Consider the following 16,838-nt stretch of genomic DNA (forward strand, 5'->3'; position numbering starts at 1 on the left):
GCAGCATCGGAAGTGTGAGAGCCGCGCCGACGATCCTGCATCTCGACATGGATGCGTTCTTCGCCGCCGCCGAGCAGGCGGCGAAGCCCAGCCTGCGCGGAAAACCCGTGGTCGTCGGGGGTCTCGGGCCGCGCGGCGTGGTCGCCACCGCCTCGTACGAGGCACGCCGTTTCGGGGTGCACTCGGCCATGCCGATGGGCCAGGCGCGGCGGCTCGCGCCGAACGCCGCGTATCTCGTCCCGCGCTTCGCCTTCTACCGGTCGATCAGTGAGCAGGTCATGGAGCTCCTGGGGCGACTCTCGCCGCTCGTGGAGCCGCTCAGCCTCGACGAGGCCTTCGTGGACCTGGAGGCCGGGAACCTCGCCGACGACAGCGCCGGCGCGCGGGTCGTCGGCGAGCGGCTGCGGGCCGACATCCTGGCGACGACGGGGCTGACGGGGTCGGTGGGGCTCGCGGGGTCGAAGATGATCGCGAAGATCGCCTCGGAGGAGGCCAAGCCGGACGGGCTCGTCCTCATCGAGCCGGGGACCGAGAGGGAGCTGCTCGGGCCCCGGTCGGTGCGGATCCTGCCCGGCGTCGGGCCCGCGACCGGGGAGCATCTGCGGCGCGCCGGGATGACCACGGTCTCCGACCTGGCCGAGGCGGGCGAGGACGAGCTCGTACGGCTGCTGGGGCGGGCGCACGGGGCCTCGCTGCACCGGATGGCCCAGGGGTACGACGACCGGGCCGTGGTGGCCGAGCGGGACGCCAAATCGGTGTCGGTCGAGGACACCTTCGACGTCGACCTGCACGACCGGGTGCGGATCAGGACGGAGGTGGAGCGGCTCGCCGAGCGGTGCGTGGGGCGGCTGCGGGCCTCGGGGCACTCGGGGCGGACCATCGTCCTCAAGGTGCGGCGGTACGACTTCTCGACGCTGACCCGGTCCGAGACGCTGCGGGGGCCGACGGACGACCCTGGGGTCGTCCGGGAGGCCGCCGGGCGGCTCCTGGAGGCCGTCGACACCACCGGGGGCGTGCGGCTGCTCGGGGTGGGCGTGAGCGGGCTCGCGGACTACACGCAGGAGGATCTCTTCGCCCAGGCCGAGGAGGAGCGGGCGGCGGTCGCGGTGGCGGCGGCGAAGACGGAGGCGGTGGAGTCGGCGGGGACCGGTGCCAGTGCTGGTGCCGATGCCGGCGGTGTGGCGGATGAGGCTGGGGCTGCCGGGGCCGTCGCCGTCGAGCGGCAGTGGGCGCCCGGGCACGACGTACGGCACGCGGTGCACGGGGCGGGGTGGGTGCAGGGGAGCGGGGTCGGACGGGTCACGGTGCGGTTCGAGGAGCCGTGGTCGGCGCCGGGGCGGGTGCGGACGTTCTCGGTGGACGATCCGGAACTCGAGCCTTCGGAGCCGTTGCCCTTGGTGCGGGGCGAGTGCCGGGCGGGGGCGTGACGGCTCGGTGGTCCGGTGCCGGTCTGTGCGGTGCGCCCGGCCTTGCGGCCGGGCCGGGGTACCTGTGGGGGGTTCGCGCCGTTGGCGGCTGTGGGGCCTCCGCTTGTGTTGCTCGTGCGGCTGGGTCCGTACCGGTGCGGGTTGCCGCGGGTCAGGGGCCCTCTTGGCCTGCCAGGTGACCGAAGTCGGTGTCCCGGGGGTTCTGGGGTGGGGGTGGGAGCGTGAGGTTGTAGTGGCGGTAGAGCTGGAGCTCCTGTTCCGGGGAGAGGTGGCGGCCTACGCCGAAGTCCGGGGCGTCCTTGATGAGTGCGCGTTCGAACGGGATGTGGAGGCCGTCTTCCAGGAGGTCGCTCGGCTCCAGCGGTACGAAGGCGTCCCGGCTGAACAGGCCGGTGCGGACCGCGGCCCATTCCGGGATGCCGGTCGCGTCGTCCAGGTACACCTCGTCCACGGTTCCGATCTTGTGCCCGTTCCGGTCGAACGCCTTGCGGCCGATCAGGCTGCGCGGATCGATGTCGGTCTGCACGGTCCCTCCAACTGGTCGCAACTGCTCTACACCCCTACGAAAGTGCACATCTGGGATGTCGGCCACTTGAGCGATGGGAGCCGCAACCTCGCTGGTAGGCTGGCTGTGGCTGTCGACCCTGTGCGGGAGAGTCCCCCGGAGAAACCTTCCGGAGGGCGCCGAAGGAGCAAATCCTCCCCGGAATCTCTCAGGCCCCTGTACCGCGCGGACGAGGTCACTCTGGAAAGCAGAGCGGTGTCCACGGCATGCGCTCTCACCGACGGTGAAAGCCGGCGTGCCGCGAGGCGTGCCGGTGAAACTCTCAGGTTGAGATGACAGAGGGGGAGGCCGTCCGGGTACCCGCGCCGTGGTGCCCCTCGCAGGTCGTGACGACCAGGAGGCCTCCGTACATGACCGCCAACCGCATTCCGCTCTCCGAGCTCGAACAGGGCATCCCGTTCGAGCAGCGGCACATCGGGCCCGACGCCGAGGCGCGGGCCAAGATGCTCGCTCAGGTCGGTTACGGCTCGCTCGACGAGCTCACCGCCGCCGCGGTGCCGGACGTGATCAAGAACGCCGAAGCGCTGGGCCTGCCGGCCGCGCGCACCGAGGCCCAGGTGCTGGCCGAGCTGCGCACGCTCGCCGACAGCAACCAGGTCCTCGCCCCGATGATCGGCCTCGGGTACTACGGGACCTTCACGCCTCCGGTCATTCTCCGGAACGTCATGGAGAACCCGGCCTGGTACACCGCCTACACGCCGTACCAGCCGGAGATCTCGCAGGGGCGTCTGGAGGCGCTGCTCAACTTCCAGACCATGGTCGCCGACCTGACCGGTCTGCCCACCTCGGGCGCCTCCCTCCTCGACGAGGGCACCGCCGCCGCCGAGGCCATGTCCCTGTCCCGGCGCGTCGGCAAGGTCAAGAACGGCGTCTTCCTCATCGACGCCGACGCCCTGCCGCAGACGATCGCCGTCATCGAGACCCGCGCCGAGCCGACCGGTGTCGAGGTCGTCGTCGCGGATCTCAGCGACGGGATCCCCGCCGAGATCGCCGAGCGCGGTGTCTTCGGTGTGCTGATCCAGTACCCGGGCGCCTCAGGTGCCGTGCGGGACATCAAGGCCACCGTCGACCAGGCCCACGAGCTCGGTGCCATCGTCACCGTCGCCGCCGACCTGCTCGCGTTGACCCTGCTCACCTCGCCCGGCGAGCTGGGCGCGGACATCGCCGTCGGCACCACGCAGCGCTTCGGCGTGCCCATGGGCTTCGGCGGTCCCCACGCCGGCTACATGGCCGTCCAGGACAAGCACGCCCGCTCCCTGCCCGGTCGCCTGGTGGGTGTGTCCGTCGACGCCGACGGCAACCGCGCGTACCGCCTCGCCCTGCAGACCCGCGAGCAGCACATCCGCCGCGAGAAGGCCACCAGCAACATCTGTACGGCTCAGGTGCTGCTCGCCGTCATGGCCGGCATGTACGCCGTCTACCACGGGCCGGACGGGCTGAAGGGGATCGCGCAGCGGACCCACCGGTACGCCACGATCCTCGCCGCGGGTCTCACCGCCGGTGGCGTCGAGGTCGTCCACGGTTCGTACTTCGACACCCTCACCGTCCGGGTGCCCGGCAAGGCCGACGAGGTCGTCGCCGCCGCCCGTGACGCCGGTGTGAACCTCTACCGCGTCGACGCCGATCTCGTCTCGATCTCCTGTGACGAGACCACCGGCCGCGAGCAGCTCGCCGCCGTCTGGGGCGCCTTCGGTGTCGACGGCGACGTCGAGGCCCTGGACGCCGCCGCCGAGGACACGCTGCCCGCCGGGCTGCTGCGCTCCGACGCGTACCTGACCCACCCGGTCTTCCACGCGCACCGCTCCGAGACGTCGATGCTGCGCTACCTGCGCAAGCTCGCCGACCGCGACTACGCGCTCGACCGCGGCATGATCCCGCTCGGCTCCTGCACGATGAAGCTGAACGCGACGACCGAGATGGAGCCGGTGACCTGGCCCGAGTTCGGCCAGATCCACCCCTTCGCCCCGATCGACCAGGCGCAGGGCTACGTCACGCTCATCACCGAGCTGGAAGACCGCCTCGCCGAGGTCACCGGATACGACAAGGTGTCGATCCAGCCCAACGCCGGTTCGCAGGGCGAGCTGGCCGGTCTGCTGGCCGTCCGCGCCTACCACCGCGCCAACGGCGACCTCCAGCGCACCGTCTGCCTCATCCCGTCCTCCGCGCACGGCACCAACGCCGCCTCCGCGGTGATGGCCGGCATGAAGGTCGTCGTCGTCAAGACCGCCGACGACGGCGAGGTCGACATCGCGGACCTGCGCGCCAAGATCGAGCAGTACCGCGACGAGCTGTCCGTGCTGATGATCACCTACCCGTCCACGCACGGCGTCTTCGAGGAGCACGTCGCCGACATCTGCGCCGAGGTCCACGAGGCCGGCGGTCAGGTGTACGTCGACGGTGCCAACCTCAATGCGCTGGTCGGGCTCGCCAAGCCGGGCAAGTTCGGTGGCGACGTCTCGCACCTCAACCTGCACAAGACCTTCTGCATCCCGCACGGCGGCGGTGGCCCCGGTGTCGGTCCGGTCGGTGTGCGTGCGCACCTCGCCCCGTACCTGCCGAACCACCCGCTCCAGCCCACCGCGGGCCCGGAGACCGGCGTCGGCCCGATCTCGGCGGCCCCGTGGGGCTCCGCCGGCATCCTGCCGATCTCCTGGTCGTACGTGCGTCTGATGGGCGGCGAGGGCCTCAAGCGCGCCACGCAGGTCGCCGTGCTCGCGGCGAACTACATCGCCAAGCGCCTGGAGCCGCACTTCCCGGTGCTCTACACCGGTCCGGCCGGTCTGGTCGCCCACGAGTGCATCGTGGACCTGCGTCCGCTCTCGAAGGAGACGGGCGTCACGGTCGACGACATCGCCAAGCGTCTGATCGACTACGGCTTCCACGCGCCGACCATGTCCTTCCCGGTGGCCGGCACGCTGATGATCGAGCCCACCGAGTCCGAGGACATCACCGAGCTCGACCGCTTCTGCGACACGATGATCGCGATCCGCGCGGAGATCGAGAAGGTCGCCTCGGGCGCGTGGCCCGCCGACGACAACCCGCTGCACAACGCCCCGCACACCGCGGCCGCGCTGGGCGGCGAGTGGAACCACCCGTACACCCGTGACGAGGCGGTCTTCCCGGCCGGTGTCTCGGCCGCCGACAAGTACTGGCCGCCGGTCCGCCGCATCGACGGCGCCTTCGGCGACCGGAACCTGGTCTGCTCCTGCCCGCCCATGGACGAGTACGACCACTGAGGCGTCGAGGCGTTGACGCGCTGAGCATGGGCCGAGGGCCGGTTCGGAGGATCTCCTCCGGGCCGGCCCTCGGCGCTTCTCTCCCTCGTACGTGATCTCCGCGCGCTCAGGCGGCGGTCGTCACCTGTCCCGCCGTCAGTGGCCGGTGCGGGGCGATGATCTGCCCGTCCGGCAGCAGTTCACCGGTGTCCTCGAAGAGCAGGACGCCGTTGCACAGCAGGCTCCAGCCCTGTTCCGGATGGTGCGCCATCAGGCGGGCCGCCTCCCGGTCGTTGGAGTCGGCGGTGGGACAGGCAGGCTGGTGCTGGCACATGGGTGGGTTCTTTCGCTGCGTCGTGGTGGATGTCCTGCGGCTCTTCGCGCTCATCGCCGCCCCCGTCGGTCGGTTCGGTTCCGGTCCCAGTCTTGCCCCATGGACGGTCTTCCGCAGGTATTTCGCGTCAGCTCGTCCTCTCCGGGGAAGACGCATCACCCGCAGGGGCGGTTCAGGTCAAGTGCACCGTCTCTTCGGGTGGTTCGGGGTGGTCCGAGCGGGCTAGTCCGTACGGGAGCGGCGTTCGGTATGGCCGTTCGGGCGCGGTTCTCGGACAGCAGTGCGCCCCGTGACCCGGGTGGGTCACGGGGCGGGAGCCGTAGGCGGGGTGGATCAGGCGGGCGCCGCCGAGCCCAGGAGGGGCGGCGGCGCGAGACGCGTACTGAGCACGGGCAGGAGGTCGGCGACCTGGTAGGGCCGGTGGGCCGCGATCCCCGGCGGCGCGGGGGCCAGGGGTACCAGGAGATCGGCCGCGGCCGGGGTGTCGGTCGTGCCGTCCGCCTCCGGTTCGGCGTGCAGCCAGAGCGTCAGCATGTAGAGCTCGGGTACGGAGAGCAGCCGGGGCTGGTACGGGGTGGGCAGCGCCTCGGCCTGGAGCAGGGCCCGTTCCGTCGCGGTGACGTACGGCCCCTCGAAGAAGTGCGAGAAGGTCCAGCCGTCCGGGGTGAGCATGGTGTCCGCGGCGGCGATCGCCCGCTCCCCGTTCCGGATCAGGAACCGCCAGGCGGTGAGCCGGGTGCGGGGCGACCGTCCAGGTGCTCCCATGACGCCGAGGACGTGTACGGGCAACGGGAGTTCGGGGCTCAGTGGTCCCTGCGCGGCCCGCAGGGCGGGAGTTCGGGCCTCGCGGACGGCGGTCGGTGAGCCGAGGGCCGCGAGAACACTGCGGAGGGCCGGCGCGGGGGCCGGAGAGGGTCGGAGCATGGTGGGTCGCCTCTCACTCAGGAGACACGGTGATGCGTGGGCAGGTACGACGGCGCTGTCAGCGGCGCGGCCAGAGAGGGGCCATGGGGCCATGACCGGGCACCAACACTCTGCCTCGTCCGCGGAGTTTATACGACACGTGTTCACAGAGTGTTTCCGCTAGACGGCGCCGATATTCCTGGCAAGGCCTCATCAGGCCTTATTCCGGGGGCTGTTCAAGCGGAATCATGACGGCCGCGCGACGCTCACCTGCGTATTCCTCGCCGGGCCGGACGGCTGAATTGTGATCCCCCGTCACGGGACAATAGGACATTGGTATATGTCGACCGTGTCATGCCTTCGGAACGTGCCGGTGGAGAGCTCCTTCCAGCCTATCCTCCGGCGGCCCGGTTCCGCAGGCGTTGTGGATCAGCGAGGTGGGCATCATGGTCCGTGACGCGCGGCCGTCGTCGCGGCTGCCCACGGTGGGAGGGACGGCTTCGATGGGGGAGAAGGTCGATGCGGACGGGTTCGGCCCGGCCGACCGACAGCGGTACCGGAGAAAGCTCCAGCAGTGTCTCGCGGGGCTCGCGAGGCTGCTGGCGGAGAAGAGGTTCGACCGGCCCCGAAATCTCATGGGTCTGGAGATCGAACTCAATCTCGCCGGTGCCGACGGGCTGCCCCGGATGCTCAACGCGCCCGTTCTGGAAAGGATCGCGAGCTCCGATTTCCAGACCGAACTCGGAATGTTCAACCTGGAAGTGAACATCGCTCCCCACCGGCTCGGCGGCAGGGTATTCGACCGGCTCGCCGAGGAGATCGGCACCGGACTCGGATACGCCGACCGCAAGGCCGCGGAACTCGACGCCGGCGTCGTCATGATCGGCATACTCCCGACGCTCGCCCAGAGCGACCTGGTCTTCGAGAACCTGTCGGCCGCCGACCGCTACGCGCTCCTCAACAACCAGATCCTCGCCGCCAGGGGCGAGGACTTCACCCTCGACATCCACGGAGTCGAACGGCTCCTGTGCACCTCGGAGTCGATCGTGCCGGAGGCCGCCTGCACCTCCGTCCAGCTGCACCTCCAGGTCACGCCCGCCCGGTTCGCCGCCGTCTGGAACGCGTCGCAGGCGGTGGCGGGCGTCCAGATCGCCCTCGGTGCGAACGCGCCCTTCGTCTTCGGCCGTGAGGTGTGGCGCGAGTCCCGGCCGCCGCTGTTCCAGCAGGCCACCGACACCAGGCCGCCCGAGCTGCAGTCCCAGGGCGTCCGGCCGCGCACCTGGTTCGGGGAGCGGTGGGTGGACTCGGTGTACGACCTCTTCGAGGAGAACCTCCGCTACTTCCCCGCCCTCCTCCCCATCTGTGACGAGGAGGACCCGCTCCTCGTCCTCGACGAGGGCGGTGTCCCGAAGCTCCAGGAGCTCGTCCTGCACAACGGCACGGTCTACCGCTGGAACAGGCCCGTGTACGGCTGGGTCGACGGGGTCCCGCACCTGCGCGTGGAGAACCGGGTCCTGCCCGCGGGGCCGACCGTGACCGACGTGATCGCGAACGCGGCCTTCTACTACGGGCTCGTGCGCTCGCTCGCCGACGAACCGCGGCCGGTCTGGAAGCGGATGGCCTTCGAGGACGCGGAGGCCAACTTCGACACCGCCTGCCGTCACGGCATCGAGGCGGAGCTGCGCTGGCCCCGCTCGGGCCGCGCCGGCGGCGTCGCGACCCTGCCGGCGGTACGTCTCGTCCTCGACGAGCTGCTGCCGCTGGCCGCGGCCGGACTGGACGCCTGGCACATCGAGCCGGCGGACCGGGACTTCTACCTCGGGGTGATCGAGCAGCGCTGTCTGCGGAAGGTGAACGGGGCCTCCTGGCAGGCCGACACCTTTCACCAGGCGCTGGATGCGGGCCTCGATCGGGAGGCGGCGCTCGCCGCGACCACCCGCCGCTACCGGACGCTGATGCACGAGGGCGAGCCGGTGCACACCTGGCCCGTGGGGATCGGCTGACGCCTGCCCCGCGCGCTCCGGGCTGCGGTCCGGGGCGGTATCCCGGGCATGGGTGATCATGTCAAGGTAGTCGAGGCGGGACGCGACTGCCGGAACGGCATGGGCCCACGACCGGGAAGTGGAGACAGGTGTGGTGTCGGAGCAAGACGTGAGGGACGCTTCCCTGCCCCCCGGAGGACTGCCGCGGAAACTGCTGCGCTCCGAGACCCTCATCGTGCTCGCGCTCTCGCTCGGCGCGAGCGCGTTGTCGTCGCTCATCAGCTTCATCGGCTCCCTGACGAGGCCGGGGTCGCTGAAGGAGCAGGCGGCGACGCTCAACGGCTCGTACGCGCCGGGGCGGCCGTGGCTCGACCTGTCCTGGCAGCTCTTCGGCATCGCCTCGGCGCTCGTGCCGGTCGTCCTCGTCGCCCATCTGCTGCTGCGGGAGGGCGCCGGGCTCCGGGCCATCGGCTTCGACCGGACCCGGCCCTGGCCCGACCTGGGGCGCGGGGCGTTGGTCGCGGCGGGGATCGGGAGCGCGGGGCTGGCCTTCTACCTTGCGGCGCGGGCGACCGGGTTCAACCTCACGGTGGTGCCGGAGTCCCTGCCGGAGGTGTGGTGGAAGTATCCGGTGCTGATCCTCTCGGCGGTGCAGAACTCCGTCCTGGAAGAGGTCGTCGTCGTCGGCTATCTGCTGCGCAGACTCGGGCAGTTGGGGTGGACTCCGATGGCGGCGCTCGTCGCGAGTTCGGTGCTGCGCGGCTCGTACCACCTCTACCAGGGGATCGGCGGTTTCCTCGGCAACGTGGTGATGGGCGTCGTCTTCGTCCTGCTGTACCGGCGCTGGGGGCGGGTCGGGCCGCTGGTCGTGGCGCACGCGCTGCTCGACATCGTGGCGTTCGTCGGTTACGGGCTGCTGGCGGGCAAGGTGGGCTGGTTGCCTACCGGGTGACGGGATGAAGGACGTGGGGGAGGGGTGAGGGGCGTGCGGCTTGAGCCGTATGCCCCTCACCCCTTTCGTTCTTTGGCGTCAGGCGTGCAGGTCGCCCTCGATGACCGTCACGGCGTGGCCGGTCAGCAGGGTGCGCTCGCCGCGCAGGTGGGTGCGGACGAGGCCGGTGCGGGCGCCGCCCTGGAAGCCGGTGAGCTCGTCGCGGCCGAAGCGGGCCGACCAGTAGGGGGCCAGCTCGGTGTGGGCGCTGCCGGTCACCGGGTCCTCGTCGATGCCGAGGGCGGGGAAGAAACAGCGGGAGACGAAGTCGTAGCCGCTGTCGGGGTCGTCCGCGGCGGCAGTGGTGATGACTCCCCGCGTGGCGAGGCTCACGAGGGCGGCGGAGTCCGGCGTGAGGGAGCGCACGGTGGCCTCGTCGCGGAGCTCGACGAGGAGGTCGCCGAGGTGCGCGGCCGTGTCGTGGACGGCGACGACCTCGGCGCCGAGCGCCTTCTCCAGGCCGTCGGGGACGGGGACGGGGGTGAGGGAGGAGGTCGGGAAGTCCATCGTGATGGTGCCGTCCTCGGCGGCGGTGGCGCCCAGGACGCCCGACCGGGTGGCGAAGCGGACGGTGCCGCTCGCCCTGCCGGTGGTGTGCAGGACGTGGGCCGTGGCGAGCGTGGCGTGGCCGCACATGTCGACCTCGGTGGTCGGGGTGAACCAGCGCAGGGCCCAGTCCGCCTCGCCGCCGGCGGGCAGGGGGTGGGCGAAGGCCGTCTCGGAGAGGTTGACCTCGGCCGCGACCTTCTGGAGCCAGGAGTCCTCGGGGAAGGAGTCGAGGAGGAGGACTCCGGCCGGGTTTCCGGCGAAGGGCTGATCGGTGAAGGCGTCGACGATTCGGATCCGCATGCCGCTGACCGTACAAGGTGCCGAAACGTGCGGACCAAGGCCAATCGCGGAGAACTGGACCGTGCCGAGGGAGAACTGGACCGGGCTGTCCGGCGTCCCCCGAGTGGGACCGTCGGCGGACTTCGGACCGCGGACCTCGGGGGGGCTTCGATGATGTTCGGGTACGCGGACGACTGGTGGGCGCTGTTCTTCGTTCCGGTGGTGTTGTGGGTGCCGTTCGGACCGTTCGCCATGGGCGGGATGGGGGTGTGGTGCGCGTTCCGGCCGGGTCTGCGGGCGCGGCTGTGGTCGGTGCTGCTGCCGCTGCTGCCGGTGACGGTCTCCGCGATCGCCATGGTGATGCCGCTGGGCAAGTCGATCCGTACCGACGACCTGGTGGGCTATCTCCTGGTGTACGTCCTCGGCATCACGGTGCTGCCGTGGCTGCTGGGGTGGGGGATCACACGGGCCGTACGGGCCGTACGGGCGCGGCGGCGGGAGGCGGCGGGTGCGGTCACAGGGGTGCCAGGACCATGAGGACCTCGTCGCGGTCGTCGCCGGGGGCCAGCCGGAGGGCGCCCGGCCAGCGGCCGACCTCCTGCCAGCCGAGGCGGCCGTAGAACTCCTCCAGGCCGACGCCGCCGCGTGCCGCGAGCCGCAGCTGCTCCAGGCCCATCTCGTCGCGGGCGATCACCCGGGCCTGCCGCACCAGACCCGCTCCGATGCCCCGTCCCCGTACTCGGAGGCGGGTCTGGACGTGGTGCAGCGTGCCCCAGTGCGCGACCAGGCGATGCGGGTCGCGGCGGAGGTTCAGCCAGCCCGCGAGGGTTCCGTCGAGAGTCGCGACGACGAGGCGGCTGCTTGCCGGGTCGAGGCCGGCGACGATGCGGTCGACCGCGGCGGCGACCTCGGCGGGATCGACCGGTGGGAAGGGGAATCCGGCGGCGCCGCCGGCGTCGCTCACTTCGGTCCAGCACTCGGTGAGGGCCGAGACGAGTGCGTCGCCGGCGGCGTCGGGGGCCACCAGCTGGGTGTAGAGAAGGGCGTTGTCGCCGGTCATGGCCGTTGTCATGGTCGTGATCATGGCAGGAGTGCGGGGAGGCTGCCGCCGGGCCTGGGAGTGCGGGTGGGGGTGCGTTCCCGCGCGTGACTCCGGGGGTCAGGCGCGGCGGCGTTCCTCGCGCTGCCGGATCAGCTCCTCGACCGCGCTGGGGAGGATCGTCTCGAAGTCGATCAGCTTTGCCCACGTGGGGGTCACAACGATCCGGACCATGCCGTCGTAGAGCGAGCGGACCTCGGCCTCCCAGGTGACGCGCTGCTCGGGCGTCATCTCGTACGTGCTGTTCGTCTGGAGGAACTCGTCGGGGATGCCCTCGACGACGTCCAGCTCGGCCGTGCCGCGGATGAGCAGGATCTTGGGCGGGTGCACCTCGGTGTCGATCGTCAGGGCGACAGCCGGGTTCCGGCGCAGGGCCGGCAGCTTCGGGGCGTTCTTCGGGGTGCACATGACGATGGTCGCGCCGTTCCAGGCGAAGCCGATCGGGATGGCGCGGGGCGTGCCGTCCTGGGCCACGTAGGCCAGGCAGGTCAGGTCGCGGGACAGGAGCTCCTGGCTGATCGGTCGGTTCAGGATCTCGGTGATCTCGCTCGGCTGCATGGTCGCATCCACCTTCTCGCGGTCGCCCCCGGCGTCCCCCAGAACCCCTCCACCCTAGGGCCTGTCCGGCGGATCATGGCCGGGGCCGCGGCGTCTGGCACGGCACCTCGCCGCGTTGCCGAAACCCCCGAATAGCTCCGCTATTAGTGCGCTCCGGCGCCTTGCGATCCACCGCACCGGACGCCGCGACCTATCCGACCCTGATCCGCCGGACAGGCCCTAGGACGCCCCCGGTTTCGCTCGCCAAAGGACACGGACATCGCTTCTTGCTCGACGAACAGTTCCGATATATCGTTGAGGCATCGCGACAGTTCAACGATGGAAACCCGATGGAAGGAGCATTGCGATGCGTTCACATGGACACGAGTACGGAAACGGACACGGAGCCGGTCGTGGGGCCTGCGGCCCCGGACCTCGTGGGGACTTCGAGGGGCGGCGGGCCGCCTTCGGGCCGTTCGGGCCCGGCTTCGGCAGCGGCGGCCCCTTCGGGGGCGGGTTCGGCGGGCGCGGCCGCGGTGGCGGCGGCCGGGGAAGGGCACGGCGCGGTGACGTGCGCGCGTCGATCCTCGCGCTCCTGAAGGACCGCCCCATGCACGGCTACGAGATGATCCGCGAGATCGGCGAGCGCAGCGACGGGGCCTGGAAGCCCAGTCCCGGCTCGGTCTACCCCACCCTGCAGATGCTGGAGGACGAGGGGTTGATCACCAGCGCGAGCGAGGGCGGCAAGAAGCTGTTCACGCTCACCGACACCGGGCGCGCCGAGGCCGAGGAAGGGCCGGAGGCCCCGTGGGAGGAGGCCGGGCGCGGCGTCGACTGGGACGCCGTGAACGAGATCCGGCAGGCCGGCTTCGGCCTGATGGAGGCGTTCGGGCAGGTCTGGAAGACCGGCAGCGCCGAGCAGCGGCAGAAGGCGGTCGGCGTGATCAACGAAGCCCGCAAGAAGCTGTACCTCATCCTCGCCGACGAGGACTGAGGCCGAGTCGGAGAAGAGGGCTGAGGCCGAGCAGGAGAACGGGCCCCGCGGCTGTATGTCGCGGGGCCCGTTCCTGTGTTCCGGGTCAGGCGACCAGGCCCGAGAGCTTGCGGAGCGACTCCGTCAGTGCCGCCGTCGCCGAGTCCTTGAGCTTCCCCGCCATGAGGGAGACCGCCGCGCCCGTGAACCCGCCGTCGATCCGCAGCGTCGTCGCGTCCCCGTCCGTCGCGAGCGAGTAGCGCGTGGTGACGATCACGCCCATCGGGCCCTTGCCCTTGATCGCGAACGCCCGCTCGGTCTCCAGCTCCTCGACCGTCCAGAGCACCTCGGCGGGGAAGCCCATCAGCTTCATGTTCTCGGTGAAGGTGGCGCCCGTCTCCAGAGTCGCCGGGCCGCCGTTCGGGAAACTGGTGTGCGTGGCGTTCCACTCGCCGTGCGAGGAGAAGTCCGTGAGGCGCGCCCAGACCTTTCCGGCCGGCGCCTCGATCCGTGCCTCCGCGCTGACTTCGGCCATGCGACCACCCCTTCTGGCGTGCCAACTGGTTCCGGTGTCGCGGAACGTAGCCGGGTGGGCGTGAACATTCAATACTGATGAACCGTCAGTTCTGCGGCAGCCGGTCCCGCGCCGTCGCCGATCCACCAGATCTCGGCCGAGTCGAAGCAGTCGGAGGCGCGCGGCCCCCCGTCCTCCTCGTGGCAGTGGAACGCGGCCCAGAACAGGTCGGCGGGCAGTGCTTCCCGGGGTGCGTACACCCGGTAGACGTACTGCCGTCCGTCGCGCGCGAGCAGAGCCACCATCCAGAACACGATCGGAGGACGAACGGCAACGGGCCTGCGGTTGCAATGGGGGCGCAATGCAAGGCGGCGCGCGCCCCCGGAGGCGAACGCGGGCAATCTCCTCCGTAAGGAGGAGGAACCGTGCGCCTGTGCCCAACTCCGGTGGGATGCGGACATGCTTCTCCCCGGTGATGTTCCGGCCGCCCCGGCCTGATGAGGTGGAAGGGTGCACCGTCCCGTTCCTCTCCCGCAGTCGCTCCGGCAGCCCGTCGCCCCGCGCGCCGAGCCCACGTCGCTCACGTCCTTCCTGACGCCGTCGCTCGCGACCGTCGTGACGGGCGCGCGCCGCAGAGCCCTCCGGGACGGGGACCGTCAGATCGACACCGCGCACCTCCTGCACTCGCTCGTCGAATCGGACCCGGACGTCGGCGCCGTCTTCGAGAGCGGCCATCAGCTCGCCCGTGTGCTCGGTTATCTCGCCCAGCGGTCCATCGGCTACGGCCTGCGCTGGCAGCGCTCGGTCGAGGACACGGGCGCCCGCCGCCTCCTGCCCGCCGTGCGTCAGGCCGAGCCGCGGGATGGCGAACCGCGGGATGGCGGCGACCGGGCCTCCGGCTGGTCGCCCGCTGCCGCCGCCGCCCTGGAGCGTGCCTTCCGGTGGGCCGCCGGGCGCGGGGACGAACGCGCGCGCGGGCTCGATCTGCTCGCCGGTGTCGCCGTCGACCCCGAGAGCCGGGCCGTCGAGGTGCTGCGGCGGGCCGGGGTCGATCCGGTCGCGCTGGTCGCGCGTATCGATGCGGGTATGGACGCGGGCATGGACGCGGGGATGGACGCGGCCATCGATGCGCGGATCGATGAGAATGTCGAGGTCAGCGTCGAGCCCGGTTTCGGTGGTCGGATCGACGCCTTCGGTGAGGGGCCGTCTCAACAGGTGTAACGGGGGTTACGCACCTGACCGCGTCCTGTCATGATGGCCCGATGCACGCGTCTCAGGGGAGAAGCGCCGGCCTGGGACTTGCCCTGGCCTCGGCCTTCGCATTCGGTGGTTCAGGAGTGGCGGCCAAGCCGCTGATCGAGGCGGGACTCGACCCGCTCCACGTGGTGTGGCTCCGGGTGACCGGTGCCGCCCTCGTCATGCTCCCGTTGGCCTGGCGCCACCGGGAGCTCCTGCGCCGCAAACCCGCCCTCCTCGTGGGCTTCGGCCTGCTCGCCGTCGCCGGTGTCCAGGCCTTCTACTTCGCCTCGATCTCCCGCATCCCCGTCGGTGTCGCGCTGCTCATCGAATACCTCGCCCCGGCCCTCGTCCTCGGCTGGATCCGCTTCGTCCAGCGCCGGCCCGTCACCCGCGCCGCCGCCCTCGGCGTCGTCCTGGCCGTCGGCGGCCTCTCGTGCGTCGTCCAGATCTGGTCCGGGCTGACCTTCGACCTCGTCGGCCTGCTCCTGGCGCTCGCCGCCGCCTGCTGCCAGGTCGGCTACTTCGTCCTCTCCGACCAGGGGTCCGACGAGGCCGAGCAGGCCGATCCGCTCGGCGTCATCGCGTACGGGCTGCTCATCGGCGCGCTCGTCCTCACCGTCGTGGCCCGGCCGTGGGGCATGGACTGGGCGATCCTCGGCGGCAGCGCCGACATGGACGGCAGCAGCGTCCCCGCGTGGCTGCTGCTCGGCTGGATCGTGCTGATCGCCACGGTCCTCGCGTACGTCACCGGCGTCATCTCGGTGCGCCGGCTCTCTCCGCAGGTCGCGGGAGTCGTGGCCTGCCTGGAGGCCGTCGTCGCGACCGTCCTGGCCTGGGTGCTGCTCGGTGAGCACCTGGACGCGCCGCAGATCCTCGGCGGGGCGCTGGTCCTGGTCGGGGCGTTCATCGCGCAGTCCTCGACGCCGAAGGCGCCTCCGTCCGATCCCGTCGCGGCCTCCGGGGGCGATGCCGGAGCGGGAGCCGTCGGGCGGGCGGAGAAGGGCTCGGGCGAAAAGCAGTTGTCGGCCGGGCGGAGCGCCCCCTAGCGTGCCGCTCATGCACGTGATCGCACTTCTGCTGCCGCCGCCCACCGCCTAGCGCGCGCGGCGACATCTCCTGACGAGGACCCGGCCCGGGTGGGCGGAACTCCGCCCCCGAGCGGTTCGTCGCTGCCCGCGCGCGGAGCCGAGCGACCACCCTTTCCTCTTCCTCCTCGGAGACCTCACGTGCCGAACTCCTCGGAATCCGCCCTGCCCGTCGGGCGGAGCCTCCTCTATCTGATCGTCGCCGGGATCGCCTGGGGCACGGCCGGAGCCGCCGCCTCGCTGATCTTCCGGGTCAGCGACATGGGCCCGCTGGCGCTCTCCTTCTGGCGCTGCGTCGGCGGGCTCGTCCTGCTGCTCGGGGCGCTGGCCCTGAGGCCCCGCCGCGCCGTCGCCCGTACGGCCGGGGAATCGCGCGGCCGGCGGACGGCCCGCATCCTCGGTACGGGGGTCGGGCTCACCGTCTTCCAGAGTGCCTACTTCGCGGCCGTCCAGGACACCGGCCTCGCCGTCGGGACCGTCGTCACCCTTGGGGCGGGACCCGTCCTCATCGCCGTCGGCGCCCGGCTGACCATGGGCGAACGCCTCGGCCGCGGCGGAATCCTCGCCGCCGGCGGGGCGCTTGCCGGGCTGGCCGTCCTCGTCCTGGGCGGCGGTGCCGCGGAGGTCCGGCCGCTCGGTGTGACCCTCGCGGTCGTCTCGGCCTCCGGGTACGCCGCGATCACCCTGCTCACCCGGTGGCTCGGGCGCGACGGCGGAGCCACGGACGCCCTGGCGACGACCACGTGGGCCTTCGCCATCGGAGCGGTCGGCCTCCTGCCGCTGGCCGCCGCCGAGGGACTCGTACCGCACACAGGATCGCCGGTGCGGGTCGTGCTCCTGCTCGTGTACGTGGCGGCCGTGCCGACCGCCCTCGCGTACGCGCTCTACTTCGCCGGGGCGGCCGTCGTCCGGGCCGCCACCGTCTCCGTGATCATGCTCCTCGAGCCGGTGAGCGCGGCCCTGATCGCCGTCTCGCTGCTGGGCGAGCGGCTCACGGCCGCGATCGTCCTCGGCACCCTGCTGCTGCTCGCCGCCGTCACGGGCCTCGCCTTCGCCGAGGCGAGGACGGCGGCGGTACGACGGCGGGAGGAGGCCGCGGAGTCCGTGGAGGCTGTGGAGTCCGTGGCCGTGTAGGGCGTGGGCCCG

The 16,838-nt window shown here is 71.5% G+C and carries 17 protein-coding genes and 1 riboswitch; of the genes, 9 read left to right on the plus strand and 8 right to left on the minus strand.

Going from position 1 to position 16,838, the window contains the following annotated elements; genetic code table 11:
* Window positions 1-14 precede the first annotated feature (14 nt).
* Window positions 15-1,427 (plus strand): DNA polymerase IV, encoded by a 1,413-nt coding sequence (locus OG357_RS33125; protein ID WP_329624604.1) that lies wholly within the window; start codon window positions 15-17, stop codon window positions 1,425-1,427.
* Window positions 1,428-1,578: 151 nt separating this feature from the next.
* On the opposite strand, the gene OG357_RS33130 is transcribed toward OG357_RS33125, so the two are convergent.
* Window positions 1,579-1,953, minus strand: a complete 375-nt coding sequence (locus tag OG357_RS33130) for a PRC-barrel domain-containing protein (RefSeq protein WP_329624605.1) — start codon at window positions 1,951-1,953, stop codon at window positions 1,579-1,581.
* A 113-nt stretch (window positions 1,954-2,066) separates the two neighbouring features.
* Window positions 2,067-2,166: riboswitch (glycine riboswitch) on the plus strand.
* Window positions 2,167-2,342: 176 nt separating this feature from the next.
* Here OG357_RS33130 and gcvP point away from each other — a divergent pair.
* Window positions 2,343-5,228: an aminomethyl-transferring glycine dehydrogenase gene (gene gcvP / locus OG357_RS33135; protein ID WP_329624606.1), complete on the plus strand. Its 2,886-nt coding sequence runs from the start codon at window positions 2,343-2,345 to the stop codon at window positions 5,226-5,228.
* A gap of 106 nt (window positions 5,229-5,334) precedes the next feature.
* On the opposite strand, the gene OG357_RS33140 is transcribed toward gcvP, so the two are convergent.
* Window positions 5,335-5,541: a DUF5999 family protein gene (locus OG357_RS33140; protein WP_024756896.1), complete on the minus strand. Its 207-nt coding sequence runs from the start codon at window positions 5,539-5,541 to the stop codon at window positions 5,335-5,337.
* Window positions 5,542-5,874: 333 nt separating this feature from the next.
* Window positions 5,875-6,465, minus strand: a complete 591-nt coding sequence (locus OG357_RS33145) for a hypothetical protein (protein WP_329624607.1) — start codon at window positions 6,463-6,465, stop codon at window positions 5,875-5,877.
* Window positions 6,466-6,947: 482 nt separating this feature from the next.
* Here OG357_RS33145 and OG357_RS33150 point away from each other — a divergent pair, with 482 nt between their 5' ends.
* Together OG357_RS33150 and OG357_RS33155 are read left to right on the plus strand one after the other, a co-directional pair.
* Window positions 6,948-8,447 carry a glutamate--cysteine ligase gene (locus OG357_RS33150; protein ID WP_329624608.1) on the plus strand — a complete coding sequence of 500 codons (1,500 nt, stop codon included), beginning with the start codon at window positions 6,948-6,950 and terminating at the stop codon, window positions 8,445-8,447.
* 148 nt (window positions 8,448-8,595) lie between these two features.
* Window positions 8,596-9,378: a CPBP family intramembrane glutamic endopeptidase gene (locus OG357_RS33155; protein WP_329624609.1), complete on the plus strand. Its 783-nt coding sequence runs from the start codon at window positions 8,596-8,598 to the stop codon at window positions 9,376-9,378.
* Between the two features lie 78 nt (window positions 9,379-9,456).
* Here OG357_RS33155 and OG357_RS33160 read toward each other — a convergent pair whose 3' ends face one another.
* A complete protein-coding gene (locus OG357_RS33160) occupies window positions 9,457-10,266 on the minus strand; it encodes a PhzF family phenazine biosynthesis protein (RefSeq protein ID WP_329624610.1) in 810 nt (269 codons plus the stop codon).
* A 150-nt stretch (window positions 10,267-10,416) separates the two neighbouring features.
* On the opposite strand from OG357_RS33160, the gene OG357_RS33165 reads away from it, so the two are divergent.
* Entirely contained in the window at window positions 10,417-10,782 is a 366-nt protein-coding gene (locus OG357_RS33165; RefSeq protein WP_329624611.1) for a hypothetical protein, read from the plus strand.
* Here the strand turns inward: OG357_RS33165 and OG357_RS33170 are convergent.
* Complete coding sequence (locus OG357_RS33170; RefSeq protein WP_329624612.1) at window positions 10,760-11,317, minus strand: GNAT family N-acetyltransferase; 558 nt, start codon at window positions 11,315-11,317, stop codon at window positions 10,760-10,762. The genes OG357_RS33165 and OG357_RS33170 overlap by 23 nt on opposite strands.
* An 87-nt stretch (window positions 11,318-11,404) precedes the next feature.
* Window positions 11,405-11,902, minus strand: coding sequence for a pyridoxamine 5'-phosphate oxidase family protein (locus tag OG357_RS33175; RefSeq protein ID WP_329624613.1), 498 nt, complete (start codon window positions 11,900-11,902; stop codon window positions 11,405-11,407).
* Between the two features lie 346 nt (window positions 11,903-12,248).
* Between OG357_RS33175 and OG357_RS33180 the strand changes: the two genes are divergently transcribed.
* A complete protein-coding gene (locus OG357_RS33180; RefSeq protein ID WP_329624614.1) occupies window positions 12,249-12,875 on the plus strand; it encodes a PadR family transcriptional regulator in 627 nt (208 codons plus the stop codon).
* 85 nt (window positions 12,876-12,960) lie between these two features.
* Here the strand turns inward: OG357_RS33180 and OG357_RS33185 are convergent, their stop codons facing one another.
* On the minus strand, window positions 12,961-13,389 hold the full coding sequence (locus tag OG357_RS33185; protein ID WP_329624615.1) for a type II toxin-antitoxin system Rv0910 family toxin: 429 nt from the start codon (window positions 13,387-13,389) through the stop codon (window positions 12,961-12,963).
* A 68-nt stretch (window positions 13,390-13,457) separates the two neighbouring features.
* Window positions 13,458-13,682 (minus strand): hypothetical protein, encoded by a 225-nt coding sequence (locus OG357_RS33190; protein ID WP_024756886.1) that lies wholly within the window; start codon window positions 13,680-13,682, stop codon window positions 13,458-13,460.
* 196 nt (window positions 13,683-13,878) lie between these two features.
* Between OG357_RS33190 and OG357_RS33195 the strand changes: the two genes are divergently transcribed.
* From OG357_RS33195 to OG357_RS33205, 3 genes are all read left to right on the plus strand, one after another.
* A complete protein-coding gene (locus tag OG357_RS33195) occupies window positions 13,879-14,589 on the plus strand; it encodes a Clp protease N-terminal domain-containing protein (RefSeq protein WP_443066766.1) in 711 nt (236 codons plus the stop codon).
* A gap of 41 nt (window positions 14,590-14,630) precedes the next feature.
* On the plus strand, window positions 14,631-15,653 hold the full coding sequence (locus tag OG357_RS33200; RefSeq protein WP_329624616.1) for an EamA family transporter: 1,023 nt from the start codon (window positions 14,631-14,633) through the stop codon (window positions 15,651-15,653).
* A 180-nt stretch (window positions 15,654-15,833) separates the two neighbouring features.
* Window positions 15,834-16,826, plus strand: coding sequence for a DMT family transporter (locus OG357_RS33205; protein ID WP_329624617.1), 993 nt, complete (start codon window positions 15,834-15,836; stop codon window positions 16,824-16,826).
* Window positions 16,827-16,838: the final 12 nt, after the last annotated feature.

Origin of the sequence: Streptomyces sp. NBC_01255, from assembly GCF_036226445.1 — a bacterium.
In the GTDB taxonomy this organism is placed as follows: Bacteria; Actinomycetota; Actinomycetes; order Streptomycetales; family Streptomycetaceae; genus Streptomyces.